The sequence below is a fragment of the Streptomyces sp. JB150 genome (assembly GCF_011193355.1).
In the GTDB taxonomy this organism is placed as follows: domain Bacteria; phylum Actinomycetota; class Actinomycetes; order Streptomycetales; family Streptomycetaceae; genus Streptomyces.
In genome coordinates, this window is sequence record NZ_CP049780.1 from 926,199 (window position 1) to 950,019 (window position 23,821).

The 23,821-nt window shown below is 74.7% G+C and carries 22 protein-coding genes and 1 pseudogene; 15 read left to right on the forward strand and 8 right to left on the reverse strand.

Going from position 1 to position 23,821, the window contains the following annotated elements; genetic code table 11:
- Window positions 1–20: 20 nt before the first annotated feature.
- Window positions 21–713: a class I SAM-dependent methyltransferase gene (locus G7Z13_RS04310; RefSeq protein WP_165996183.1), complete on the forward strand. Its 693-nt coding sequence runs from the start codon at window positions 21–23 to the stop codon at window positions 711–713.
- 98 nt (window positions 714–811) lie between these two features.
- Here the strand turns inward: G7Z13_RS04310 and G7Z13_RS04315 are convergent, their stop codons facing one another.
- Window positions 812–1,186, reverse strand: coding sequence for a fic family toxin-antitoxin system, toxin component (locus tag G7Z13_RS04315; protein WP_165996185.1), 375 nt, complete (start codon window positions 1,184–1,186; stop codon window positions 812–814).
- A gap of 34 nt (window positions 1,187–1,220) precedes the next feature.
- A pseudogene (locus G7Z13_RS04320) lies at window positions 1,221–1,424 on the reverse strand (antitoxin); the annotation flags it as partial.
- Window positions 1,425–1,595: 171 nt separating this feature from the next.
- On the opposite strand from G7Z13_RS04320, the gene G7Z13_RS04325 reads away from it, so the two are divergent.
- The 9 genes from G7Z13_RS04325 to mug all read left to right on the forward strand — a co-directional run bounded on the left by G7Z13_RS04325 (window position 1,596) and on the right by mug (window position 12,238).
- Window positions 1,596–2,540 (forward strand): ABC transporter ATP-binding protein, encoded by a 945-nt coding sequence (locus G7Z13_RS04325; RefSeq protein ID WP_240926461.1) that lies wholly within the window; start codon window positions 1,596–1,598, stop codon window positions 2,538–2,540.
- Window positions 2,541–2,544: 4 nt separating this feature from the next.
- A complete protein-coding gene (locus G7Z13_RS04330; RefSeq protein WP_165996186.1) occupies window positions 2,545–5,112 on the forward strand; it encodes an ABC transporter permease in 2,568 nt (855 codons plus the stop codon).
- Between the two features lie 66 nt (window positions 5,113–5,178).
- Window positions 5,179–6,069: an LLM class F420-dependent oxidoreductase gene (locus tag G7Z13_RS04335; RefSeq protein WP_165996188.1), complete on the forward strand. Its 891-nt coding sequence runs from the start codon at window positions 5,179–5,181 to the stop codon at window positions 6,067–6,069.
- Between the two features lie 151 nt (window positions 6,070–6,220).
- Window positions 6,221–6,649, forward strand: coding sequence for a GNAT family N-acetyltransferase (locus G7Z13_RS04340; protein ID WP_165996190.1), 429 nt, complete (start codon window positions 6,221–6,223; stop codon window positions 6,647–6,649).
- 153 nt (window positions 6,650–6,802) lie between these two features.
- A complete protein-coding gene (locus tag G7Z13_RS04345) occupies window positions 6,803–8,146 on the forward strand; it encodes a hemolysin family protein (protein WP_165996192.1) in 1,344 nt (447 codons plus the stop codon).
- Window positions 8,143–9,165, forward strand: a complete 1,023-nt coding sequence (locus G7Z13_RS04350) for a hemolysin family protein (RefSeq protein ID WP_165996193.1) — start codon at window positions 8,143–8,145, stop codon at window positions 9,163–9,165. Before G7Z13_RS04345 ends, G7Z13_RS04350 begins: the two co-directional genes overlap by 4 nt.
- A gap of 110 nt (window positions 9,166–9,275) precedes the next feature.
- Window positions 9,276–10,073, forward strand: a complete 798-nt coding sequence (locus G7Z13_RS04355) for an SGNH/GDSL hydrolase family protein (protein WP_165996195.1) — start codon at window positions 9,276–9,278, stop codon at window positions 10,071–10,073.
- Window positions 10,074–10,253: 180 nt separating this feature from the next.
- A complete protein-coding gene (gene purB, locus G7Z13_RS04360) occupies window positions 10,254–11,696 on the forward strand; it encodes an adenylosuccinate lyase (RefSeq protein WP_165996197.1) in 1,443 nt (480 codons plus the stop codon).
- On the forward strand, window positions 11,693–12,238 hold the full coding sequence (gene mug / locus G7Z13_RS04365) for a G/U mismatch-specific DNA glycosylase (RefSeq protein WP_166004607.1): 546 nt from the start codon (window positions 11,693–11,695) through the stop codon (window positions 12,236–12,238). The genes purB and mug overlap by 4 nt, the downstream gene beginning before the upstream one ends.
- A 138-nt stretch (window positions 12,239–12,376) precedes the next feature.
- On the opposite strand, the gene G7Z13_RS04370 is transcribed toward mug, so the two are convergent.
- The 3 genes from G7Z13_RS04370 to G7Z13_RS04380 are packed head-to-tail and all read right to left on the reverse strand — an operon-like array spanning window position 12,377 to window position 14,500.
- The gene (locus tag G7Z13_RS04370; protein WP_165996198.1) at window positions 12,377–12,808 is read right to left on the reverse strand and encodes a hypothetical protein; all 432 of its coding nucleotides are present in this window, start codon (window positions 12,806–12,808) and stop codon (window positions 12,377–12,379) included.
- A 40-nt stretch (window positions 12,809–12,848) separates the two neighbouring features.
- A complete protein-coding gene (locus G7Z13_RS04375) occupies window positions 12,849–13,577 on the reverse strand; it encodes an ABC transporter permease (RefSeq protein WP_165996199.1) in 729 nt (242 codons plus the stop codon).
- A 2-nt stretch (window positions 13,578–13,579) separates the two neighbouring features.
- Window positions 13,580–14,500 carry an ATP-binding cassette domain-containing protein gene (locus G7Z13_RS04380; protein ID WP_165996201.1) on the reverse strand — a complete coding sequence of 307 codons (921 nt, stop codon included), beginning with the start codon at window positions 14,498–14,500 and terminating at the stop codon, window positions 13,580–13,582.
- Window positions 14,501–14,608: 108 nt separating this feature from the next.
- Here G7Z13_RS04380 and G7Z13_RS04385 point away from each other — a divergent pair, with 108 nt between their 5' ends.
- The 3 genes from G7Z13_RS04385 (at window position 14,609) to G7Z13_RS04395 (ending at window position 17,769) form a co-directional block, all read left to right on the forward strand.
- Window positions 14,609–15,763 carry a histidine kinase gene (locus G7Z13_RS04385; protein WP_165996203.1) on the forward strand — a complete coding sequence of 385 codons (1,155 nt, stop codon included), beginning with the start codon at window positions 14,609–14,611 and terminating at the stop codon, window positions 15,761–15,763.
- A gap of 14 nt (window positions 15,764–15,777) precedes the next feature.
- Complete coding sequence (locus tag G7Z13_RS04390; protein WP_165996205.1) at window positions 15,778–16,443, forward strand: response regulator transcription factor; 666 nt, start codon at window positions 15,778–15,780, stop codon at window positions 16,441–16,443.
- Between the two features lie 168 nt (window positions 16,444–16,611).
- Window positions 16,612–17,769 (forward strand): ROK family transcriptional regulator, encoded by a 1,158-nt coding sequence (locus G7Z13_RS04395; protein ID WP_165996206.1) that lies wholly within the window; start codon window positions 16,612–16,614, stop codon window positions 17,767–17,769.
- A 331-nt stretch (window positions 17,770–18,100) separates the two neighbouring features.
- Here the strand turns inward: G7Z13_RS04395 and G7Z13_RS04400 are convergent, their stop codons facing one another.
- Together G7Z13_RS04400 and G7Z13_RS04405 are read right to left on the reverse strand one after the other, a co-directional pair.
- Window positions 18,101–18,865, reverse strand: a complete 765-nt coding sequence (locus G7Z13_RS04400) for a GntR family transcriptional regulator (protein WP_165996208.1) — start codon at window positions 18,863–18,865, stop codon at window positions 18,101–18,103.
- A gap of 267 nt (window positions 18,866–19,132) precedes the next feature.
- On the reverse strand, window positions 19,133–20,017 hold the full coding sequence (locus G7Z13_RS04405) for an RNA polymerase sigma-70 factor (RefSeq protein WP_165996210.1): 885 nt from the start codon (window positions 20,015–20,017) through the stop codon (window positions 19,133–19,135).
- A gap of 210 nt (window positions 20,018–20,227) precedes the next feature.
- Here G7Z13_RS04405 and G7Z13_RS04410 point away from each other — a divergent pair, with 210 nt between their 5' ends.
- Window positions 20,228–21,058 (forward strand): alpha/beta fold hydrolase, encoded by an 831-nt coding sequence (locus G7Z13_RS04410; RefSeq protein ID WP_165996212.1) that lies wholly within the window; start codon window positions 20,228–20,230, stop codon window positions 21,056–21,058.
- Window positions 21,059–21,224: 166 nt separating this feature from the next.
- Here the strand turns inward: G7Z13_RS04410 and G7Z13_RS04415 are convergent, their stop codons facing one another.
- The gene (locus G7Z13_RS04415) at window positions 21,225–22,256 is read right to left on the reverse strand and encodes a DMT family transporter (RefSeq protein ID WP_165996214.1); all 1,032 of its coding nucleotides are present in this window, start codon (window positions 22,254–22,256) and stop codon (window positions 21,225–21,227) included.
- 47 nt (window positions 22,257–22,303) lie between these two features.
- Here G7Z13_RS04415 and G7Z13_RS04420 point away from each other — a divergent pair, with 47 nt between their 5' ends.
- Complete coding sequence (locus G7Z13_RS04420) at window positions 22,304–23,791, forward strand: PLP-dependent aminotransferase family protein (RefSeq protein ID WP_165996216.1); 1,488 nt, start codon at window positions 22,304–22,306, stop codon at window positions 23,789–23,791.
- Window positions 23,792–23,821 lie beyond the last annotated feature (30 nt).

Genomic DNA, 23,821 nt, shown 5'->3' on the forward strand with positions numbered 1-23,821 from the left:
CCGCCCTCAGGGAGGTCCCCATGCCCCTACGGTTCGCCGGTGCCGGCCAGGCGGGGCGGGACCCCGTGCACCATCCGCTGTTCGCCCGCTGGTACGCCCGGGTCAGCGTGGCCGCCGAGACCCGGATGGGCATGGCCGGGGTGCGCGACCGGCTGCTCGCCGGGCTCTCCGGACGGGTCCTGGAGGTCGGGGCGGGCAACGGCCTGAACTTCGCCCACTATCCGCCGACGGTCGCGGAGGTCGTCGCCATCGAACCGGAGCGGCTGCTGCGGCGGTTGGCCGTGCGGGCCGCCCTGCGGGCCGAGACGCCGGTGGACGTGGTGCCCGGCGCGGCGGAGGCACTGCCGGTCAAGAGCGAGGGCTTCGACGCGGTGGTGCTGTCGCTGGTGCTGTGCAGTGTGCGGGACGTGCCGCGGGCGCTGGGCGAGGTGCGGCGGGTGCTCCGGCCGGGCGGACAGGTGCGGTTCTTCGAGCACGGCCTGGGCGGCGGGCGGGCGATGCGGCTGACCCAGCGGGCACTGGACCGCACGGTCTGGCCGCCGCTGGCCGGTGGCTGCCATGTGGGGCGCGACCCGGTCGCCGCGCTGCGGGAGGCCGGGTTCGAACTGGGGCCGTACCGGCGGCTGATGATGCCCGAGAAGGGGCCGGCCCTGCCCGCCTCGTACTGCGTGCTGGGCACCGCCTGGCGGCCGGCGGCACCGGAGCGGCCGTAGACCCGGCCCCGCGCGGGAACGGCCGTAGACCCGGGCCCGCGGAGACGGCCGTGGACCCGGCCCCCGAAGACCCCTCTCCGTGCTCCCCCGGACCGCTCCTACAGGCACCACTGGCGCAGTTCGCGGGCGATCTCGTGCACCGACGCCTCGCCGCTCTTGACCATCCGGGCCAGGTCGCGGACCCGCTCGGGCGAGGTGACGACCTTGAAGCCGCTGGCCACCAGATAGGCGTACGCGACCGCGGAGGCGAACAGGGCGTTGGAGCGCTCCAGCGCCGGGATGTGGATGAGCTGCTGGAGGAGGGCGGCGGCGCGGGCGTGCGGGGTGTCGTAGACGGGGACGTCGAAGATCTCGGCCTGGTGCCGGGCGACCGCGGCGACGAGCGCGCCCCAGTCGGTGACCTGGGGGTCCCCCGGGGTCTTGCGCTCGGCGAGCATCAGCAGCCAGGGCAGGTCGATGCGCACATCGCTCAAGGGCTCGGCGACCGCCCTCGGCGCGAGCGCCGTCGCCGAACTCCTCGGCGAACACCTTCTCGAACTGCTTCATGAAGTCGGCGGCGGCCTCCACGAAGGTGTGGCCGACCTCCCCGGTCTCCTGCCGGACGAGTTCCTCGATGTAGCGGTTGACGCTCACGCCGCGGGCCGGCGCGCGATCGCGGGCGGCCCGGGCGGTGTCCTCGTCCACCCGCACGTTCAGCTGGGTCTTCGCCATATCTCGACGCCAGCGCCGCGGTGCTAGCACCGGCAAGGGCGCCCGACCCGCGCCAGGAGGGATACCGGGTGTGCGCCGGATCACATTACGCTCGACCGGGACAAGGAAGTCCGTCCGTCCCCGAGCCAGGAGGCAGCCTTGTCCACACCAGCGGAGCAGGTACCGGAGCACGTGCCGCAGTACGGGGCGGGGGCCCACCCGGGGTCCGGCGACCGGGTCGCGGCCCGCGCCCGCGGGCTGACCAAGGCGTACGGCTCCGGGGAGACGGCCGTGGTCGCCCTGGACTCGGTGGACGTGGACATCGTCCGCGGGCGGTTCACGGCCGTCATGGGTCCCTCCGGGTCCGGGAAGTCCACGCTGATGCACTGTCTGGCCGGGCTGGACACGGTCACGGCCGGGCAGGTCTGGCTCGGTGACACCGAGATCACCGGGCTGAGGGAGCGGGAGCTGACCCGGCTGCGGCGGGACCGCATCGGGTTCATGTTCCAGTCGTTCAACCTGATCCCCACGCTGAACGCGCTGGAGAACATCACCCTGCCCATGGACATCGCGGGCCGCCGGCCCGACCCGCGGTGGCTGGACCAGGTCATCGACACGCTGGGGCTGCGGGACCGGCTGACGCACCGGCCGGCCCAGCTGTCGGGCGGCCAGCAGCAGCGGGTCGCGTGCGCGCGGGCGCTCGCCGCCCGGCCGGAGCTGATCTTCGCGGACGAGCCGACCGGCAACCTGGACTCGCGGGCCGGGCTGGAGGTACTGGGGTTCCTGCGGGAGGCCGTGGACGACCTGGGGCAGACCGTCGTCATGGTCACCCACGACCCGGGCGCCGCCGCCCACTCCGACCTGGTGCTGTTCCTCGCGGACGGCCGGCTCGTGGACGAGATGGCCCGGCCGACGGCGGAGGCCGTGCTGGAGCGGATGAAGCGGTTCGACGTGGTCCAGCTCTCCGCCGACCGGCCCCGTCCCGCCGCCGACCGGACCCCCGGCTCCGACCACCCGCCCACCGGCTCCGACCACCCGCCCACCGGCTCCGACCACCGCCCCACCCGCTCCGACCACCGTCCCAAAGGCTTCGGCCACCACCCCACAGGCTTCGGCCGGTCTCGCGACAAGGACTGACGCCGTGCTCAAGGCAACGCTCAGGAGCTTCCTCGCACACAAGGGGCGGCTGCTGCTGTCGGCGCTCGCGGTGATCCTGTCCGTCGCGTTCGTCACGGGCAGCCTGATCTTCTCGGACACCGTCAGCCGTACCTTCGACCGGCTGTTCGCGACCACGGCGGCCGACGTCACCGTCAGCCCGAAGGAGACCCTCGACGAGAGGGTGCCCTCCGGGATGACGGCCACCCTGCCCGCCGCGCTCGCCGACCGGGTCGCCCGGATCGACGGCGTGGCCGCGGCGCGCGCGGAGGCGGAGGTGCGGAACCTCACCGTCGTCGACGACCGGAACGAGTCCGTCAGCCCCACGACCGGCGCCCCCACCCTCGGCTCCGCCTGGCTGCCCACCGACCGCAGCCCCGTGGAACTCACCTCCGGGCGCGCCCCGCGCGGACCCGGCCAGATCCTGCTGGACGCGGACACCGCGGACCGCGCGGGCGTCGCGATCGGCGACCGGCTGACCGTGATCGCGCCGCCGGGCTCGTTCGGGGCGCGGGTCGTCGGCATCGTCACCTTCACCACCACGAACCCGGGCTCGGCACTGCTGTTCATGGACCCGCCGACCGCGCGGACCGAGCTGCTGGGCGATCCGGGGGCGGCGACCGGCATCACCGTGGACGCGGCGCCCGGCGTGAGCGACGCGACGCTCAAGCAGCGGGTGGCCGCCGCGCTCGGCGCCGACCGCTACGACTACCGGACCGCCGCCGAGCAGGCCACGTCGGATGTCGAACAGCTGGGCAGTTTCCTGGACGTCATCAAGTGGGTGATGGTCGCGTTCGCGGGGATCGCCGTGCTCGTCGGCGTGTTCCTGATCGTCAACACGTTCTCCATGCTGGTCGCCCAGCGCACCCGCGAGCTCGGCCTGCTGCGCGCGCTCGGCGCCGACCGGCGGCAGGTGCGCCGCTCGGTGCTCACCGAGGCGCTGCTGCTCGGGCTGGCCGGCTCCACGCTGGGCCTCGTCACCGGAGTCGCGCTGGCGGCCGGGCTGATCGAGCTGATGGGCCTGATCGGGATGCGCATCCGGACCGCCGAGATGGTGATCGGCTGGGGGACGCCGGTGACGGCGTACGTCGTCGGGGTCGGCGTCACCTTCGTCGCGGCGTACCCGCCGGCCCGGCGCGCGGCGGCCGTGTCGCCGATGGCGGCCCTCTCGGACGCGGAGGTCGCCGGGGTGGGCCGGCCGCTGCGGATGCGCGCGGTGGCGGGCGCGATCGTCGGCGCGGCCGGGGCGGCGGCGCTCGCCGGATGCGTGGTGTCGTCCCGGACGGGGCCGGCGGCCGTGCTGCTGGGTGCCGGTGTGGTCCTGACGCTGATCGCGACCGTGGTCGCGGGGCCGCTGCTGGTGCGGCCGGTGATCCGGGTGCTCGGCGCGGCCTTCCCGGCGCTGTTCGGGCCGGTCGGGCGGATGAGCCAGCGCAACGCGCTGCGCAATCCGCGGCGCACCGGGGCGACGGCGGCGGCGCTGATGATCGGGCTCGCGCTGGTCGGCGGGATGTCGGTGGCCAGTGCCTCGATGGCCGCGTCGTTCGACCGGCAGATCGACAGGACGCTGGGCGCCGACTTCGTCGTCCAGAACACCAACTTCACGCCGTTCCCGCGCGAGGTCACCGACGCCGTGCGCGGCACCGAGGGTGTGGGGCTCGCGGTGCGCGCGAGGTTCACCCCGGTCGCCGTACGCCTGCCGGACGGCGACCGGGTGACGACGACGGCCGCGGGCTACGACCCCCGGCTCGACGAGGTCGCCACCATCACCTATGCGCGCGGGGACACGGCGGCGGCCCTCGCCGAGGGGCGGCTGGCGATGGACGTGGACTTCGCCCGCGACCACGGGGTCCGGGTGGGGACGGCGCTGCCCGTGGAGTTCCAGGGCGGGCGGACGGCCAGGCTCACCGTGGGCGCGCTGACCGACCAGGACGCCGCCGAGGGGTTCGGCACCACGGGCGGGATCTACTTCGGCCGGGGCACGGCCGAGCGCTACGCGCCGGGCGGCCAGGACGCCGCCGTGTACGTGAACGCCGCGCCGGGCACCGACGCCGGCGAGCTGCGGTCGGCGCTGGAGCGCACGCTGGATCCGTATCCGCAGGTGCAGGTGCGGGACCTGGCCGACTACAAGGAACTGGTCCGCGACCAGATCGCCGTCCTGCTCTACCTCGTGTACGCCCTGCTCGGGCTGGCGATCGTCATCGCGGTGCTCGGCGTGGTCAACACGCTCGCGCTGTCGGTGGTCGAGCGGACCCGGGAGATCGGGCTGCTGCGGGCGATCGGGCTCGGGCGGCGGCAGCTGCGCCGGATGATCCGGCTGGAGTCGGTGGTGATCGCGGTGTTCGGGGCGGTCCTCGGGCTCGCCCTCGGGCTGGTGTGGGGGGTGTGCGGCCAGCAGGTGCTGGCGTTGCAGGGCATGACGGCGCTGGAGATCCCGTGGGGCACGATCGTCGCGGTGGTGGTGGGTTCGGCGGTGATCGGTGTGGTGGCGGCACTGCTTCCGGCGTTGCGCGCGTCACGCATGAACGTGCTGGCGGCCATCGCCCACGAGTGATCGAATCGGGGCTGGTACGTCCAAGTCTCCGACCGCATCCAAGTCTCCGACGGCTGAGGAGAGTTCATGCCGCGCCCGTTCCGTTTCGGTGTCAATCTGCTGTCCGCCGCGCCCGCCGCCGAGTGGCGGGCCAAGTGCCGCCGGGCGGAGGAACTGGGTTACGACGTGCTGCTCGTCCCCGACCATCTGGGGATGCCCGCGCCGTTCCCCGCGCTGGTGGCGGCGGCCGAGGCGACGCAGCGCCCGCGGGTGGGCACGTTCGTGCTCAACGCCGGGTTCTGGAACCCCGCGTTGCTGGCCCGCGAGGTGGCCACGACGGACGCCCTCACGGGCGGCCGGCTGGAACTCGGCCTCGGCACCGGCTACGTCCGGGCCGAGCACGAGACGGCCGGGCTGCCGTGGGGTTCCCCCGGCGAGCGGGTGAACCATCTGCTGCGCACGGTCGAGGAGCTGAACCGGCTGCTCGGCTCGGACGACCACCTGCCCCGCCCGGTCCAGCGGCCCCGTGTGCCGCTGCTGATCGGCGCCGGCGGCGACCGGATGCTCCGGCTGACCGCCGAGCACGCGGACATCGCGGCCTTCACCGGGGCGCGGGCCGTGCCCGGCAGCACGACCGGGGAACTGCTGCCGGTGACGGCCGAGGAGCTGGACGAGCGGGTGGCCCTCTACCGGCGCCTGGCCGCGGACCGCGCGGAGCCCGCCGAGCTGAACCTCCTGATCCAGCAGGTCGCCGTGACGGAGGACCCCGAGGGGGCGCTCCGGCCGTTGCTGTCCCACGTCCCGCAGCTGAGCCCCGAGGAGGCGCTGCGGCTGCCCATCGTCCTGGCGGGCACCGAGGAGGAGATCGTCGAACGGGTCCTGGCCCTGCGCGAGCGGTACGGGTTCTCCTACCTGACGGTGCTGGAGCCCGCCATGGAGGCGTTCGCTCCGGTGATGGCGGCGCTGCGGGGGCGGTGAGCACGGGCACGGGGTGGACCGGGGGTGAGCACGGGCACGGGTGGACAAGGGGTGAGCAGGGGGTGCTCGGGCGGTGTCCACTCGCGCTCGCGGCCGCGTCCACATGCCGGAATATCCCGTCCCGCGTGGTGCCCCGTGATGGGATGACGACATGACCGACCTGCGGATACGGGCCGCTCGGGCCGAAGACGTCGATGCCGTGCTGGGCTTCTGGAAGACCGCCGCCGAGGGGGCGAGCATCAGTGACGACCGGGACGGGGTGGAACGGCTGATCGCGCGGGACGCCGGCGCGCTGATCCTGGCGGAGCGGGCGGGTGAGCTGGTGGGCACGGTGATCGCCGGGTTCGACGGCTGGCGGTGCCATCTCTACCGGCTGGCGGTGCACCCGGACCGGCGGCGGCAGGGCATCGGCACCGCGCTGCTCGCCGCCGCCGAGGAGCGGTTCGTACGGCTCGGAGGGCGTCGCGCGGACGCGATGGTGCTCACCCGCAACGAGACGGCCCACCACGCCTGGCACGCCGCCGGCTACGCGCCGGAGGAGCGGTGGCGGCGCTGGGTGAAGCCGTTGACCGAATCCTGACCGAATCCCCGATGCTTTTGCCGATCCTTTACCATTGGAGGATCACTCGGTCTCCAATGAAAGGTGTGAACGTCCGCCCATGGGCGAGCCTCCCAGTACCCGACATCGCGCGATCCCCCAGCCCCTGGCCGACCATGGGACGGAGGTGACCCGATGATCGAAGTGCTGCTCCTGCTGGTGGCCGTCCTGCTGTCGCTCATCTGCGGCGCCTTCGTCGCGGCGGAGTTCTCGCTGACCACCGTCGAGCGAGGCGACCTGGAACGCGCCGTGGAACGCGGCGAGCGCGGCGCGGCCGGCGCGCTGAAGGCCGTACGCAACCTGACCTTCCAGCTGTCCGGCGCGCAGCTGGGCATCACCGTCACCAACCTGGTCGTCGGCATGCTCGCCGAGCCGTCGGTCGCCCGGCTGATCGCGGGCCCGCTGCGGGCCGTCGGCGTCTCCCGGACCGCCGCGTCCTCGATCGCCCTGGTGCTCGGCACGGCGCTGTCGACGGTGTTCCTGATGGTCGTCGGCGAGCTGGTGCCCAAGAACTGGGCGATCTCCTCGCCGCTGGCCGTGGCGAAGCGGGTGGGCAACACACAGCGCTGGTTCAGCGCGCTGTTCCGGCCGTTCATCACCCACCTCAACAACACCGCCAACCGCGTGGTGCGCCGTTTCGGCATCGAGCCGGCCGAGGAGCTGGCCTCCGCGCGCGGACCGCAGGAACTGGCCGCGCTGGCCCGGCACTCCGCCCGCGAGGGCGCGCTGGAGCCGGACACCGCCGAGCTGTTCGTGCGCACCCTGAACCTCGCCGACCTGACCGCCGAGAACGTGATGACGCCCCGCGTCCAGGTCATCGCCCTGGAGGCGCAGGCGACCTGCGAGGACGTGGCGAACGCGACCCGCGCGACCGGTCTGTCCCGGTTCCCGGTCTACCGCGGCAGCCTCGACTCGGTCGTCGGCACCGCCCACGTCAAGGACATCCTGGCCGTCCCCGCCGAGCGCCGGCCCCGCGTGCCCGTCTCGGAGCTGATGCGCGAGCCGCTGCTGGTGCCGGAGACGCTGACCGTGGACCGGCTGCTGGACCGGCTGTCGGGCAAGCGGACGATGGCCGTGGTCATCGACGAGTACGGCGGCACGGCGGGTGTCGCCACGCTGGAGGACATCGTCGAGGAGGTCGTCGGCGAGGTCCGCGACGAGCACGACCCGCACGAGACACCCGACCTCGCCCCGGCCGGCACCGACGAGCACGGCCACGCGCTGTACTCGGCGGACGGCGCCGCCCGTATCGACCAGCTGGCCCGCGTGGGCCTGCGCGCGCCGGAGGGGCCGTACGAGACGCTGGCCGGCCTCGTCGCCACCGAGCTGGGCCGCATCCCGGCCGCCGGGGACGTGGTGGAGGTAGCCGGCTGGCGGATGGAAGTCCTGGACGCCGCCGGGCGCCGGGCGGCCCGCGTGCTGCTGTGCGCGCCGCTGGACGACGAGAAGGACCTGGGCGACGAGGGGGCGCTGGCATGACCGCCGTACAGCTGTTGATCGGTCTGGCGACCCTGGTCGTCAACGCCTTCTTCGTCGGGGCGGAGTTCGCGCTGATCTCCGTGCGGCGCTCGCAGATCGAGCCGTACGCCGAGCAGGGCGACCGGCGCGCCAAGAGCGTGCTGTGGGGTCTGCAGCACGTCTCCGCGCTGATGGCGGCGGCACAGCTCGGGATCACGCTGTGCACACTGGTGCTGGGCGTGGTCGCCGAGCCGGCGATCGCGCATCTGCTGGAGCCCGCCTTCCACGCGATGGGGGTGCCGAGCGGTGCCGGGCACGCGGTGTCGTTCGTCATCGCGCTGACCCTGGCGACGTACCTGCACATGCTGCTGGGCGAGATGGTGCCGAAGAACATCGCCCTCGCGGAGCCGGTGCGCAGCGCGCTGATGCTCGGGCCGCCGCTGGTGACGCTGTCGCGGGCACTGCGCCCGGTGATCTTCACGATCAACGCCTTCGCCAACGGCCTGCTGAAGCTGCTGGGCATCCACACCCGCGACGAGGTGACCTCGACGTTCTCGGACGCCGAGCTGGCCCGGCTGGTCAAGGACTCCGGCGCGGCCGGGCTCATCGACGACCGGGCGCAGGAGCGGCTGCACGACGCGCTGGAACTGGGCCGGCGGCCCGTGCGCGATGTCGTGCTGCCGCTGGAACGCGTGGTCTACGCGCGCGTGGGGGTGACCCCCGAGGAGCTGGAGAGGCTGTCGGCCGAGTCCGGGTTCTCCCGCTTCCCCGTGGTCGACGAGGGCCGGCGGATCGTCGGCTACCTCCACGTGAAGGACGCACTGGACGCCTCCCCGCGCGATGTGCCGTTCCGGCTGCGGGACATGCGGTCCATCGCGCGCGTGCGGGAGACGACCCCGCTGGACGACGTCCTCACCGCCATGCGCCGCAGCCGCACCCACCTCGCCGCCGTCCTGGGCACGGACGGGCGGCTGGCGGGCCTGGTGACGATGGAGGACGTGCTGCGGGAGCTGTTCGGGCAGCGCGCGGGGGAGGTGTGAGCCGGCAGCGCCCCGAGGTGGGGTGACGGTGCCCGAGCGAGGGTGCCCGGGTGACGGTGCCCGGGTGACCGACCGGCGGGTATGTGCTTAGGGATACCATCTGTGACGCCATGCAGACGAATCCCCCTCCCACGCACACCAGCCTGGTCGCGGTCGGCGACTCCTTCACCGAGGGCATGTCGGACCTGATGCCCGACGGGACCTACCGGGGCTGGGCCGATCTGCTCGCGGCGCGGATGGCCGCCCGCGCGCCCGGCTTCCGGTACGCCAACCTGGCGGTGCGCGGCAAGCTGATCGGGCAGATCGTGGACGAGCAGGTCGGCCCCGCCGCCGCGATGGGCGCCGACGTGATCACCCTGGTCGGCGGCCTCAACGACACCCTGCGGCCCAAGTGCGACATGGGCCGGGTGCGGGGCCTGCTGGAGGAGGCCGTGGAGCGGCTGGCGCCGGCCTGCAAGCAGCTGGTGCTGATGCGCAGCCCGGGCCGGCAGGGGCCGGTGCTGGAACGGTTCCGGCCGCGCATGGAGGAGCTGTTCGCCTGCGTGGACGAGCTGGCCGCCCGCCACGGCGCCGTCGTCGTCGACCTGTACGGGGCGCCCTCCCTGGCCGATCCCCGGCTGTGGGACGTGGACCGGCTGCACCTGACCGGCGAGGGACACCGCCGGGTCGCGGAGGCGGTCTGGCAGACCCTGGGCTACGAGCCGGAGGACCCGGACTGGCACGTCCCGCCCCCGCCCACCGCCCCGCCCGGCTGGGCCGCGCGCCGGATCGCCGACGTCCGCTTCACCCGGCAGCACCTGCTGCCCTGGATCGGCCGCCGCCTGACCGGCCGCTCCTCCGGCGACGGCCGTCCGCCGAAGCGGCCGCAGCTGCTGCCGTACGAGCTGGTCGCCGACGCGGAGTCGTGAGGGCGGGGTCCGCCGGCGTACGTGATGCGCTCGCCGGCGGACTCGGTGCGGGCGCGCTTGTCGGCGACTCGGTGCGGGTGGGTGCGGCCGCCGCCGCGAGCGCGTGACGGGGGTCTCGTAGGTTCCGATGAACCGTCCCGTGGCGCTGGCCTGCACGAACCACCAGTAAACTCTGGACACGTGACTTCAGCGCCCGCCAAGCCCCGCATCCCCAACGTCCTCGCCGGACGGTACGCCTCCGCCGAGCTCGCCACGCTCTGGTCGCCCGAGCAGAAGGTGAAGCTGGAGCGTCAGCTCTGGCTCGCCGTGCTGCGGGCGCAGAAGGACCTCGGGATCGAGGTGCCGGACGAGGCGATCGCCGACTACGAGCGCGTCCTCGACACCGTCGACCTCGCCTCCATCGCCGAGCGCGAGAAGGTCACCCGGCACGACGTGAAGGCGCGGATCGAGGAGTTCAACGACCTCGCCGGGCACGAGCACGTGCACAAGGGCATGACCTCCCGCGACCTCACGGAGAACGTCGAGCAGCTCCAGATCCGGCTGTCGCTGGAGCTGATGCGCGACCGCACGGTCGCGGTGCTGGCCCGTCTCGGCAAGCTGTCCGCCGAGTACGCCGAGCTGGTCGTGGCCGGCCGCTCCCACAACGTCGCCGCCCAGGCCACCACCCTCGGCAAGCGCTTCGCGACCGCCGCCGACGAGCTGCTGGTCTCCTACGCCCGCGTCGAGGAGCTGCTGGGCCGCTACCCGCTGCGCGGCATCAAGGGCCCGGTCGGCACCGCCCAGGACATGCTGGACCTGCTCGGCGGCGACGGGGCCAAGCTGGCCGAGCTGGAGGGGCGGATCGCCGCCCACCTCGGCTTCGGCCAGGCCTTCACCTCCGTCGGCCAGGTCTACCCGCGCTCCCTCGACTACGAGGTCGTCACCACCCTGGTGCAGCTCGCCGCCGCGCCGTCCTCGCTGGCCAAGACGATCCGCCTGATGGCCGGGCACGAGCTGGTCACCGAGGGCTTCAAGCCGGGCCAGGTCGGCTCCTCGGCGATGCCGCACAAAATGAACACCCGCTCCTGCGAGCGCGTCAACGGCCTCATGGTCATCCTGCGCGGCTACGCCTCGATGACCGGCGAGCTGGCGGGCGACCAGTGGAACGAGGGCGACGTCTCCTGCTCGGTGGTGCGCCGCGTCGCCCTGCCGGACGCGTTCTTCGCGCTGGACGGCCTGCTGGAGACGTTCCTGACCGTGCTCGACGAGTTCGGCGCCTTCCCGGCCGTCGTCGCCCGGGAGCTGGACCGCTACCTGCCGTTCCTCGCCACCACCAAGGTGCTGATGGGCGCGGTGCGCGCGGGCGTCGGCCGGGAGGTCGCGCACGAGGCGATCAAGGAGAACGCCGTCGCCTCCGCGCTCGCGATGCGCGAGCAGGGCGCCGAGCGCAACGAACTCCTCGACAAGCTCGCCGCCGACGAGCGCATCCCCCTCGACCGCGCCGCGCTGGACGCGCTGATGGCCGACAAGCTGTCCTTCACGGGCGCCGCCGCCGACCAGGTCGGTGCCGTCGTCGGCCGGATCGAGGAGATCGTCAAGCGGCACCCGGAGGCCGCCGGCTACACCCCCGGAGCGATCCTCTGACCCGCTTCACCCCGGCGGAACTGGAGGCCGCCCGCGACCGTCTCGTACCGGACGTCGTCGCGGACGGTCTCCGTGTCCTGTTCTGCGGCATCAATCCGGGCCTGATGTCCGCGGCGACCGGCCACCACTTCGCCCGGCCCGGCAACCGCTTCTGGCCTGTGCTGCACCTGTCCGGCTTCACCCCGCGGCAGCTGAGGCCCGCCGAGCAGCGGGAGTTGCTGACGTACGGGCTCGGCATCACCAACGTGGTGGCGCGGGCGACGGCCCGGGCGGACGAGCTGAGCGCCGACGAGTACCGCGAGGGCGGGCGGCAGCTGGCGCTCAAGGTGGCGCGGCTGCGGCCGAAGTGGCTGGCGGTGGTGGGCGTCACCGCATACCGTGCCGCCTTCGACGACCGCAAGGCCCGGGTGGGCCCGCAGGAGCGGGTCATCGCGGGCACACGGGTGTGGGTGCTGCCGAACCCCAGTGGGCTCAACGCCCACTGGACGGCGCGGACGATGGCCGAGGAGTTCGCCCGCCTGCGCGCCGCCGCCGAGGACTGACCCGCTCTCTCCCTCGGCGCGGGCGGAGACCCGGGCCGAGGGCGGGTGCGATGTCAGGGCGGACGCGGTGTCGTGGGGCGCACGGTCTCAGGGCGGGCACGGCCTTGGTGCGGGCACGGTCGCACCTCGGGCACGGTCTCAGGGCGGGTCCGTGTCCGTGACCACCGCCAGCAGCCGTATCGCGTCCGCCGGGTCCCGGTCGGCGACCGCCACGGCGACCCAGCGGCCGGTGCCGTCCGCCTGCCAGACGTACGCCTCGTCGGTCAGGTGGCTCAGGCTCGCCCACGGCTCCGGTATCTCCTCGCCGCGCAGGCCGCGCACCCGCAGGGTCAGCATCCCCCACGCCGGCACCGGTCCCCACCTGCGGTGCAGCCGCTGGGCGACGGCCTCCTTGCAGGCCTCGGCGTCGTCGGCCGTACGCTCCCCATGCGTCTCCTCCCCCTCCCCCGTGTGCAGTTCCGCCATGAAGTAGCCCGGGCCCGCCCGGCCCACGTCCGACCAGGCGTGCCGCGCGGGGAAGGGGCGCAGGCACAGCCGGTCGATCGTGTCCAGGCACCGTGCGATGTCCATACGGCCAGTAAACCCGCCACCACTGACAATTGGCGTCGCGTCAGGCGTCCCGGCGCCGCACGCTCCACGCTCCCGCCGCCACCGCCGCGGCAGTCCACAGGGCGCTCACGGCCAGACCGGTCCAGGGGCCGAGGGAGCCGTCCGGCCGGGCGTGCAACACGACTTGGCCGGCCCGGTCCGGCAGGTACTCGGGCAGGCCGCCGGCGGAGTCCCCGACGACGAACGACACCACGAGCAGGAGCGGGACGAGGACGCTGAGCGCGCCGACGGCGCTGCGCAGCAGGGCCGTGAGTCCGGCCGCGAACACGGCCATGAGCATCAGGTAGAGGCCGCAGCCGGCGATGCCGCGCAGCTGCTGACCGGCGGTGAGCCCGTCCGCGGCGGAGCCCATGCCCGCGCGGGCGACCGCCAGCGAGACGGCTCCGGCGACCAGCCCGACGAGGAGGGCCGGTACGGCGACGGCCGTCAGCTTGGCCGCGAACCAGCTCCCCCGCCGGGGCACCGCGGTGAAGGCGAGGCGCAGCCCTCCGCCGGAGAGTTCGCAGGAGACGGCGAGGGCGCCGAAGGCGAGAGCCGCGATCTGTCCGGGTGCGATGCCGAGGAAGGCCGTGAACAGCGGGTCGAAGCCGGGGTCCGAGGGGGCGGAGCCACTGGCGGCGATGGCGGAGAACGCCGTCGTCACCGCCAACAGCGCGACGAGGGCGCCGATGAGCGAGCGCAGGGTGCGGATCTTCAGCCACTCCGCGTGCAGGACGGGGGTGAACGCCATGGTCAGGCCTCCTGGGGCTGGGCGGTGAACTCGGTCTCGGCGGCGGTCAGGTCCAGATAGGCCTGCTCCAAGGTGCCCTCCTCAGGGGTCAGTTCGAGGACGGGGAGCCGGGCCTCGGCGAGGAGGCGGCCGATGTCGTCCACGCGCGCGTGCTGCACGGTCCACCCGCCGCCCTCGCTCCGGGCGGTCTCGAAGCCGTGCCGGGCGAGCAGATCCCGCAGCGCCGTGTCGTCGGTGGTGCGCACCCGCACGCGGGGCCGCACGCGCGCGTCGATGAAGTCCCGCATGGGCAGGTCGGCGAGGAGCCGTCCCCGGCCGAGGACGACCAGGTGGTCGGCGAAGGACGCGGTCTCGTTCATCAGATGGCTGGAGACGAGCACCGCACGGCCCTCGTCGGCGAGCCGGCGCAGCAGTCCGCGGATCCAGATGATGCCCTCGGGGTCCAGGCCGTTGGACGGTTCGTCGAGCATGACCACGGCCGGGTCGCCGAGGAGGGCCGCCGCGATGCCGAGCCGCTGCCGCATGCCGAGCGAGTACGTCCTCACGCGGCGGCGGGCCGCGCCGGCCAGCCCCGTCTCCTCCAGCACCTCGTCCACGCGGGAGACCGGGATGCGGTTGCTCGCGGCGAGGACGCGCAGGTGGTCGCGGCCGGTGCGCGAGCCGTGCGCTGCCTGGACGTCGAGGAGGGCGCCGACCTCGCGCAGCGGCTCGCGCAGCGCGGCGTAGGGGCGGCCGCCGACGGTCGCGGTGCCGGAGGCCGGCCGGTCGAGGCCGAGCACGAGCCGCATGGTGGTGGACTTCCCGGCGCCGTTGGGGCCGAGGAAGCCGGTGACGCGGCCGGGTGCGACGGTGAACGTGAGGTGGTCGACGGCGCGCCGGGTGCCATACTCCTTGGTGAGGTCTCGGACGTCGATGCTGGTCATGGGCTCAGCCTGGCCGCCGCACGCGACGCGGGGCCTCCCCTGCGCGGGGAGATCGTCTCCCCCGCTCGGGGGAGGTGCGCTGTCAGTGGCGGCTGCCACGATGGGGCGATGGTCCGCTTTCTGCAACCGCTGCTGCGCGGGACGACGTACACGCGCCTGCTGCACCTGTGGGTTCCGGTGCTGCTGGTCAGCGTGTGGCTGTTCGTCGACATGGCACGCCCCTGGGTGCCCGCGCTGCTGCTGGTGCCGGGCGGGCTGATCCCGGCGGTGCGGCGCGGCGAGGGCCTGCAGGCGCGGTTCATGCTGGTGCCGGACGAGGCGGACTCGGGCATCTCCACCACGCCGTCGACGACTTGGGGCGACCGGCTGCGGACGGTGCTGTGGCTGGAGATCCGGATGGTGCTGGGCGCGGTGACCGTGTGCCTGAGCATCTGGATGCCGATCCTCGCGGTCGACCTGGCCGCGGCGTCGCTCGGCCGGGTGCCGTACGACAACCCGCTGCTGCCGATCGACGAACCGCACTGGGGGTACGCCGCGCTGGCCCCGCTGCCGCTGCTCGTGCTTGCCGCGGGGGTGGTGGGGCTCGGCGAACTGGTCACCGCGCTCGCGCGGCGGCTGCTCGGGCCGTCGGCGGCCGAACGGCTGGCCGCCCTGGAGGAGCGCACCGAACAGCTGCTGGAGCGCAACCGGATCGCGCGCGAGCTGCACGACTCCATCGGGCACGCGCTGACGGTGGCGGTGGTGCAGGCGGGCGCCGCGCGCGCGGCGGGCGATCCGGCGTTCACGGACCGGGCGCTCGGCGCGATCGAGGAGACCGGCCGGGCCGCGCTGGAGGACCTGGACCGGGTGCTCGGCATCCTGCGCGAGGCGGAGCGCCCGGTGAGCGGGCGTCCGACGCTGGCCGAGGCCGACCGGCTGCTGGAGTCCGCGCGGGCCTCCGGGACGAAGGTGGACGCCGAGTTCACCGGGCCGCTGGCAGAGGTGCCCGGCCCGGTCTCCCGGGAGGGCTACCGCATCCTCCAGGAGGCGCTGACCAATGTGCTGCGGCACGCGGACGGCGTCCCGGCACGGGTGCGGGTCGCGGTCGCGGACGGCCGGCTCGACCTGGAGGTCCGCAATCCGCTGCCGGCGGCGATACCCGGACCCGGCCGGGGCAGCGGGCTGCGCGGGATACGGGAGCGCGCGGCGCTGCTCGGCGGCCGGGCACGCACGGGGCCCGACGACGGCGACTGGCAGGTGCGCGTCGAACTGCCGCTCGGCTGACCTACGCTGGGCGGATGCCGCCGATCACCGTGCTCCTCGTCGACGACGAACCCCTCGTCCGCGCGGGGCTGCGCGCCGTACTGGAGGCGCAGCCCGATCTGGAGGTGGTCGGGGAGGCCGCCGACGGGGCGGCGGTGATCCCGCTGGTGCGGCAACTGCGGCCCCGCGTGGTCGCGATGGACGTCCGGATGCCATTGCTGGACGGCATCGAGGCCACCCGCGCGGTGCTGCGGACCGTGCCGGACCCGCCGAAGATCCTCGTGGTGACGACGTTCGAGAACGACGAGTACGTCTACGACGCGCTGCGCGCGGGCGCCGACGGGTTCCTGCTGAAGCGGGCCCGGCCCGCGGAGATCGTGCACGCGGTGCGGCTGGTCGCGGAGGGCGAGTCGCTGCTGTTCCCCGCGTCGGTGCGGCGGCTGGCCGCCGAGTACGGCGACGGCGAAGGGAACCCGTCGGCGCGGGCCGTGCTGGAGCGCGCGCAGCTGACCGAGCGGGAGGCGGAGGTGCTGCGGCTGATGACGCGGGGCCTGTCGAACGCGGAGATCGCCGCCCGGCTGGTGGTCGGCACCGAGACGGTCAAGACACATGTCAGCGCGGTCCTGGGGAAGCTGGGGGCACGGGACCGGACACAGGCGGTGATCGCGGCGTACGAGTCGGGGTTCGTCTCGCCTGGTTGACCGGGGCCGGGGTTCGTCTCGCCCGGTTGCCCGGAGCGGGGGTGTCCGGCCCGGTCGGCCGGAGCGGGGGCGGCCGGCTGCGCTCACCGGGGCGGGGGGGCGCTCGCCGGAGCGGACGGTGCCGAGTACCATCCGGCCAACACGGCCACGAGCTGGGAGGACGGGACGTTGGCGGGGCTGACCGGCGGGGATCCCTCGCTGCTGCGAAGGATCAATTCCGCGGTGGTGCTGCACGCGCTGCGTGCCACGGACTGCGCGACACTGACCGAGATCACCCGGGTCACCGGCCTGTCCCGGCCGACCGTCGAGGGCGTCGTCGAAGGGCTCATCGAGGCCGGTCTCGTGGTCGAGAAGGCCGCCGAGGAAGGCACGGCCCGGCGGCAGGGGCGGCCCGCGCGGCGGTTCCGGTTCCGGGCCGAGGCCGGTCATCTGCTGGGCCTGGAGATCGGGCCGCACCGGGTCGCCGCGCTCCTGTCCGACCTGGACGGCAAGGTGCTCGGCGCGCAGGCCAAGGACATCTCCGAGACGGCGCCGGCGGACGAGCGGCTGGAGCGGCTGCGCTCGGTCGTCGCCGAGCTGCTGCGCCGGGCCGGGGTCGCGCGCGGTTCGCTGCGCGCGGTCGGCGTGGCCACGCCGGGGATCGTCGAGGCGGACGGCACGATCCGGCTGGGCACGGCGCTGCCGGAGTGGACGGGGCTGCGGCTGGGCGAGCGGCTGGGCCGGTCGTTCAAGTGCCCGGTGCTGGTGGAGAACGACGCCAACGCGGCGGCCGTCGCCGAGCACTGGAAGGGTGCCGCCACCGAGTCCGACGACATGGTGTTCGTGCTGGCGGGGCTCAGTCCGGGCGCCGGTTCGCTGATCGGCGGGCGGCTGCACCGCGGGTACGGCGGCGCGGCCGGGGAGATCGGCGCGCTGCATCTGCTGGGCCGGGAGGCGACGCCGGAGACGCTGCTGTCCACCACGGACGAGCCGCTGCATCCGCTGGACGAGCAGCAGGTCGCCGAGGTGTTCGCGCGTGCCCGCGAGGGTGACCGGCGTGCCCGCGCGGCGGTCGACCGGTTCATCCAGCGCCTGGTGCACGACGTGGCCGCGCTGGTCCTGGCGCTCGATCCGGAGCTGGTGGTGGTCGGCGGCTGGGCGGCGGGCCTGGACGGCGTGCTCGAGCCGCTGCGCCACGAGCTGGCCCGTTACTGCCTGCGCCCGCCGAAGGTCGCCCTGTCCCTCCTCGGCGAGGCCGCCGTCGCCATGGGCGCCCTCCGCCTCGCCCTCGACCACGTCGAGGAACAGCTCTTCGCGGTCGAGGGCACGGTGACGGCCCGGCGCTGACGCGGGCGCGCGCCGCGCCACGGAGCCCGACTGCAGCCGCGACCGCGGCCCCGGCCGCAGACCGGCGAGCCGGCCAGATCCTGCCCGTCGCGGGATCATTGCCCGGTCACCGGCCCACGGGCGTGGCCCGCACCCCGAGACGCCCACCACCGCGCGGGAGACCTTCGCGCCCGCGGAACGGCGTAGGGACGGCCGAGGGGCGGCCAACGGGGCCGCGGGGGCGGCGGAGGAATAGACCCGGGGCCGGCGACGGCTCACCGCGCACGCACGCCCGGGCGGGCCTCCCGGCCGGAAGCACCCCTCCGCCGAGCCGGTCGCGCGCGGTTCAGGCTCAGGAAGCCCGGCGCTCCGGGCTGTCGTGGATCTCGACCGCGCCGGAGTCGCCGAAGGTGAGGCGACAGGTGTCGGCGCGGTAGGTGGACACGGCGAGGGCGGCGGTGCGGCCGCCGGCGATGTAGCGGGTGGTGACGACGAGGACGGGGGCGCCGGGGAGGCGGTCGAGTTCCCTGGCGTCGTCCGCGCGGGCCGAGCCCAGCTCCACCGCGCTGTCGCGCCGTTCCAGCTCCAGCCGGTGCAGTTCGCGCAGGACCGCACGCGCGCGGGCCGGGCCGGACGGGGCGTCGATGCCGGTGAGGTCGGGGACCGACGAGGCCGGGATGTGGAGCAGTTCCGCAGCGACCGGCTGGCCGTGGCTCATCCGGATGCGACGGATGGTGTGCACGACCTCGTCGCGGCCGGTCTCCAGGGCGTCGGCGACCGAGGCGGGCGGGGCGGCCGTGACGCAGTCGACGGCCTGCCAGGCGTCGTCCCCCGGCGCGCCGGGCCAGGCGTGCTGCTCGGTGCCGACGGCGACCCCGACGCGCGGCGGTGCCACGGTCGTGCCGACCCCGCGGCGGCGCTGCAGCCGGCCTTCCAGTTCGAGCTGTTCCAGGGCCTGGCGGAGGGTCGCGCGGGCGACGCCGAACCGGGCGGCGAGCTCCCGCTCGTTGGGCAGGATCTCGCCGACGGAGAACTCGGAGTCCAGTGCCTCGGTGAGCACGGTCTTGAGATGCCAGTACTTCGGTTCCGGCACCGATTCCAGCTGCGTGGTCCCCACCCTGTCCTCCGCAATCGCCGGTGTTCCCGCGGCGTTTTAGCGCCCTTGTTTATTAAAGGTTGTTGCACTTGTCTGCGACCATAGGGCGGCCCCCACCCTTGGTCAAGACCAATCCTCGATTCCCGCGCGGCGCACGGGAGCACGCGCGGGCAGCGTTCACGAGACGTTCGTACGAAGCCCCGCCCGCCGTCGGCGGGAGTGCGGGTGACCGGAACGGCGAAGCCCCCGTCGGTGACGGGGGCTTCGCCGCTCGGCGGGCAGGGGCGGTCAGTCGCCGGCCGCCAGGGAGCGCAGCTTGTCGGGGTTTCGGATGATGTAGACGGACTGGACGTGTCCGTCCAGGACGTCCAGCTGGAGGACCGAGTCGATCCGGTCGCCGTCCAGTACCACGACCGCCGGGCCGCCGTTGATCTCGGTGAGCCGGAAGGAGACCGGACCGCCCTGCTGGGCGGCGCCGATGAGGAAGCGGCCCACCTTGTCGGCGCTCTCGATGACCCGCAGGGGCGCCCGCGACTTGCCGCCGCTGTCGCCGACGAGCCGGACGTCCGGCGCGAGCAGCGTCAGCAGTCCGCTGAGGTCGCCTTCGGCGGCGGCGGTGAGGAAGCGTTCGGTGAGGTCGCGGCGCTGGGCGGGGTCGACGTCGTAGCGGGGCCGGCGTTCGTCGACATGCTTGCGGGCGCGGGCGGCCATCTGCCGTACGGCCGGTTCCCCGCGGTCGAGGAGGGCGGCGATGTCGGCGTACGGGTAGCCGAACGCCTCCCGGAGCACGAAGACCGCGCGTTCCAGGGGGGACAGCGATTCCAGGACGACGAGGACGGCCAGGGAGACCGAGTCGGCGAGGACGGCGCGTTCGGCGGCGTCCGGAACGGTGTCCTCGTAGGCGGTGACGTACGGCTCGGGCAGCCAGGGGCCGACGTAGGTCTCGCCGCGTGCCTTGATCTGGCGGAGCCGGTCGATGGCGAGGCGGGTGGTGACGCGTACCAGGTAGGCGCGCGTTTCGCGCACCGCGCCGCGGTCGGCGCCGGCCCAGCGCAGCCAGGTGTCCTGGACCACGTCCTCCGCGTCGGCCACGCGGCCGAGCATGCGGTAGGCGACCCCCAGGAGGAGGGGGCGGTGCTGTTCGAAGACGTCGGTGGCGGTATCGGTGGTCACAGCACTCATCCCAGCCGACGGCGCGCGGTGGTGTCCAGGCGAAATCCGGTGCGGTGAGCGGCGGATGCGCGGGAGGTACGCGGGGGCGCGTGAGCGGGCGCGGCCGGGAGCGTGCGCGGTCGGGAGCGCCTGAGGGCTACCCGCCGGTAGTAATTGCTGACAAGGTGTCTACGCGAAGTCAGTGTCCCCGGCGTCACGACGAGGAGCAGTATGTCCGCCACCGTCTCCTTCCAGGTCCCCACGCCCTCCGGGCCGCGGCCGATGACCGTGTCCTACGCGCGCGAGGGCGACGGCGAGCCGTTGCTGCTGCTGCACGGCATAGGTCACCACCGGCAGGCCTGGGACCCGGTGATCCCCGTGCTGGCCAAGGAGCGGGACGTGATCGCCGTCGACCTGCCCGGGTTCGGCGCGTCCCCGGCGCTCCCCGACGGGCTGGCGCACGACCTGCCGACGATGACCGCTGTGCTCACGGCGCTGTGTGCCGCGCTGGAGCTGGAGCGGCCGCATGTGGCGGGCAACTCGCTGGGCGGGCTGCTGGCGCTGGAGCTGGGCCGCGCGGGGGTGGTCCGTTCGGTCACCGCCCTGTCCCCGGCCGGTTTCTGGTCCGACGCGGAACGGCGTTACGCCTTCGGCGTGCTCACGGCGATGCGGGAGATCGCCCGGCGCACTCCCCCGTCGGTGGTGGAGCGGCTGGCGCCGTCCGCGGCCGGCCGGACGCTGCTGACGAGCACCATCTACGCCCGCCCGGCCCGGCGCGCGCCCGAGGCCGTGGTCGCCGAGACGCGCGCGCTGGCCACCGCGCGCGGGTTCGCCGAGACCCTGCGCTCGGGGCGGACCGTGCGGTTCACCGAGGACGTGCCGGGGCTGCCGGTCACCGTGGCCTGGGGCACCCGGGACCGGCTGCTGGTGCCCCGTCAGGGCGTCCGCGCCAAGACCGTCATCCCGCGCGCCCGGCTGGTGCGGCTGCCCGGCTGCGGTCACGTCCCGATGAACGACGACCCGGCGCTGGTGGCGCGCGTGCTGCTCGACGGCAGCCGCTGAGCGCGCGCCCGCGGAGCGCCCGGGGATGACCCGGCCGGTGCCTTCAGGACCTCCTGGGGGACGGCCGAGTGGTACGGCCTGTTCACACGCCGGGCCGGTCGCCGGGCCGGTCTCCGGCTCGGTCGAAGGCCGCCCCGGAGGGCTTCAGCGAGTTCCCCATGCTCTGTCACCTCTGCTTGCGCGCGAGCGACCGCGCCCCCTCGCGCACGCCGGGAGCGTCAGGCGGCTCGGGAACAGCGGGCGCCTCGGGCACGTGGTGCGTGCCGTGACCGTCGTGTGCGCCGTGAGCGCCGGGCGCGCCGGGCGCGGGACGTGACCGCCGCCGCGGGCTCCGGTTCAGCGCGCCGGAGCCCAGGGCGACCCCGGCGCCGACCAGGGCGCTGCCGGCGGCCTGGGCGAGGCCGTAGGAGCCGGTGCCGACGAGGGGGGCGGTGCAGGCGGCGGCCACGGGGATGAGCCCGGAGAAGAGGGTGGCGCGCTCGGCGCCGATCCGCTGCATGCCCATGTACCAGCAGACGAAGCCGACGACGGTGACGATCACCCCCTGCCACAGCAGGGCGGCCGTCTCGGTGGCGTCGGGACGGCGCAGCCAGGCGGTGCCGTCCAGGAGGAGGCCGGCCGCCGCGGACTCCGCCGCGGCCACGGCGCACACGGTGGCGGACAGCAGGCGCGGGCCGAGCGGGCGCAGCACGGGCATGGCGAGCACCGCGAAGCCGACCTCGCCGGCGAGCGCGCCCGCCGACCAGACGAGTCCGGCCGTGCCGGTGCGGCCCCAGCCCTGCACGGCGAAGGCGCCGGCGGCGACCATGAAGGCCCCGTACAGCACGGCGCGGCGGGGCCGCCGCCCGTCCAGGAGCGGGACGACGACGGCGACGACGACCGGGGCGCAGCCCACGAAGACACCCGGCACCGCCGGTTCCGCGGTGCGCTCCGCGGCCAGGACCGCCAGGTTGAAGCCGACCATGCCGACGGCCGCGAGCAGCGCGAGCCGCGCCCACTGCCGGGCGGTGAGGGCGCGCAGCCGGGCGGCGGCGCCCGGTCCGGCGAGCGGGATCAGCAGCAGGCAGGCGAGGCCGTAACGCAGGAACTGGCCGCCCGCGTACGGGTAGTCGCCGAGGAGGCTGTTGGCGGTGAAGGATCCTCCGACGAGGACGCAGGCGAGCGCGGCGAGGAGACAGCCGCGGGTGGTGGCGTTCATGGGGCCGACGCTAGGAAGCGCGGCGGCCCGGTTTAAGGTCCACTTCCATGACGGTGTCCCGGACCAATTCGGCTGCCGCGCACGCGGGGGACGGCGGCGCCTCCCCGGACAGCCGGGACGGCGGCGCCGGCCGTGCGGTCGCCTGGGAGGTGCTGCTGCCCGCCGCCGCCGCGCCGGCCCGGTCGCGGGGGCGGGCGCTGCGCGCGGCGCTGCGGGAGGCGGTGCGGTCGGGGCGGCTGGCGGCGGGCACGCGGCTGCCGTCGAGTCGGGATCTGGCCGCCGACCTTGGTGTGTCGCGCGGGCTGGTCACGGAGGCGTACGAGCAGCTGACGGCGGAGGGCTATCTGCGCAGCGGGCGGGGCGCGGGGACGTGGGTGGGGGACGCCGTACGGGCCGCCCGGCCACGGGTGCGCGACCTCGCGCCGCGCTCAGCGGGGGCGCGCGCCGACTTCGTGCCGGGCACGCCGGACCTGTCGCTGTTCCCGCGCGCGGCGTGGGCCGCGGCGCAGCGGCGGGTGCTGGCCGAGCTGCCGCACCACTCCCTCGGCTATCCGGATCCGCGCGGTCTGCCCCGGCTGCGCACCGCCCTGGCGGAACTGCTGGCCCGGCGACGGGGCGTGGTCGCGGACCCGGAGCGGCTCGTGGTGGTGTCCGGGGTGACGCAGGCGACCGCGCTGCTCGGCTTCGCGCTTCGGGCGCGCGGGCTGCGCGCGGTGGGCGTCGAGGATCCGGGCAGCCCTGAGCACGAGGGCATGTACGCCGCGGCCGGGGTCACGCCCGTGCCGCTGCCGCTGGACGGGGAGGGCCTCGCGCCCGGCCCGCTGCGGGCGTCGGGCGTGCGGGCGGTGATGACGACCCCGGCGCACCAGTACCCGACCGGCATCGCCTACTCGGCGCGGCGCCGCGCCGAACTCCTCGGCTGGGCGCGGTCGGTGGACGGGATCGTCCTGGAGGACGACTACGACGGCGACTTCCGCTACGACCGCTCCCCCGTCGGCGCGCTGCAGGGCCTCGACCCGGAGCGGGTGGCCTACACCGGCTCGGTGAGCAAGTCGCTCGCGCCCGGACTGCGGCTGGGCTGGCTGTTGGTGCCCGAGTGGCTGGCGGAGGAGGTGGTCAGCCGCAAGCAGGCGATGGATCTCGGCCATCCCAGCGTCGACCAGGCGGCGTTCGCGCACTTCGTGGAGCGCGGCGACTACGACCGTCAGCTGCGCCGCTGCCAGCGCGCCTACCGGGAGCGCCGCGACGTGCTCGTGGCCGCCCTGGCGGAGCACTTCCCCGGCGCGGAGGTGTCCGGGATCGCGGCGGGGCTGCACGTCATCGCCACGCTGCCGGAGCGGTACGGCCCGCAGGACGCCTTCCTCGCGCGCGTGGCCGCGGCGGGGGTCGCCGTCCGTCCGCTGTCGGACTGCGCGCACGCGCGGCCGGACGGCGAGGGCGTGGCGGACCGGGCGGTGCGGCTGGTGCTGGGGTACGCGCACCTGACGCCGGGGCGGATCCGGGAGGGCGTACGGCTGATGGCGGGGGCGATGTGACCGGCAGGGCGGTTCCCCGGCCGGCGGGAG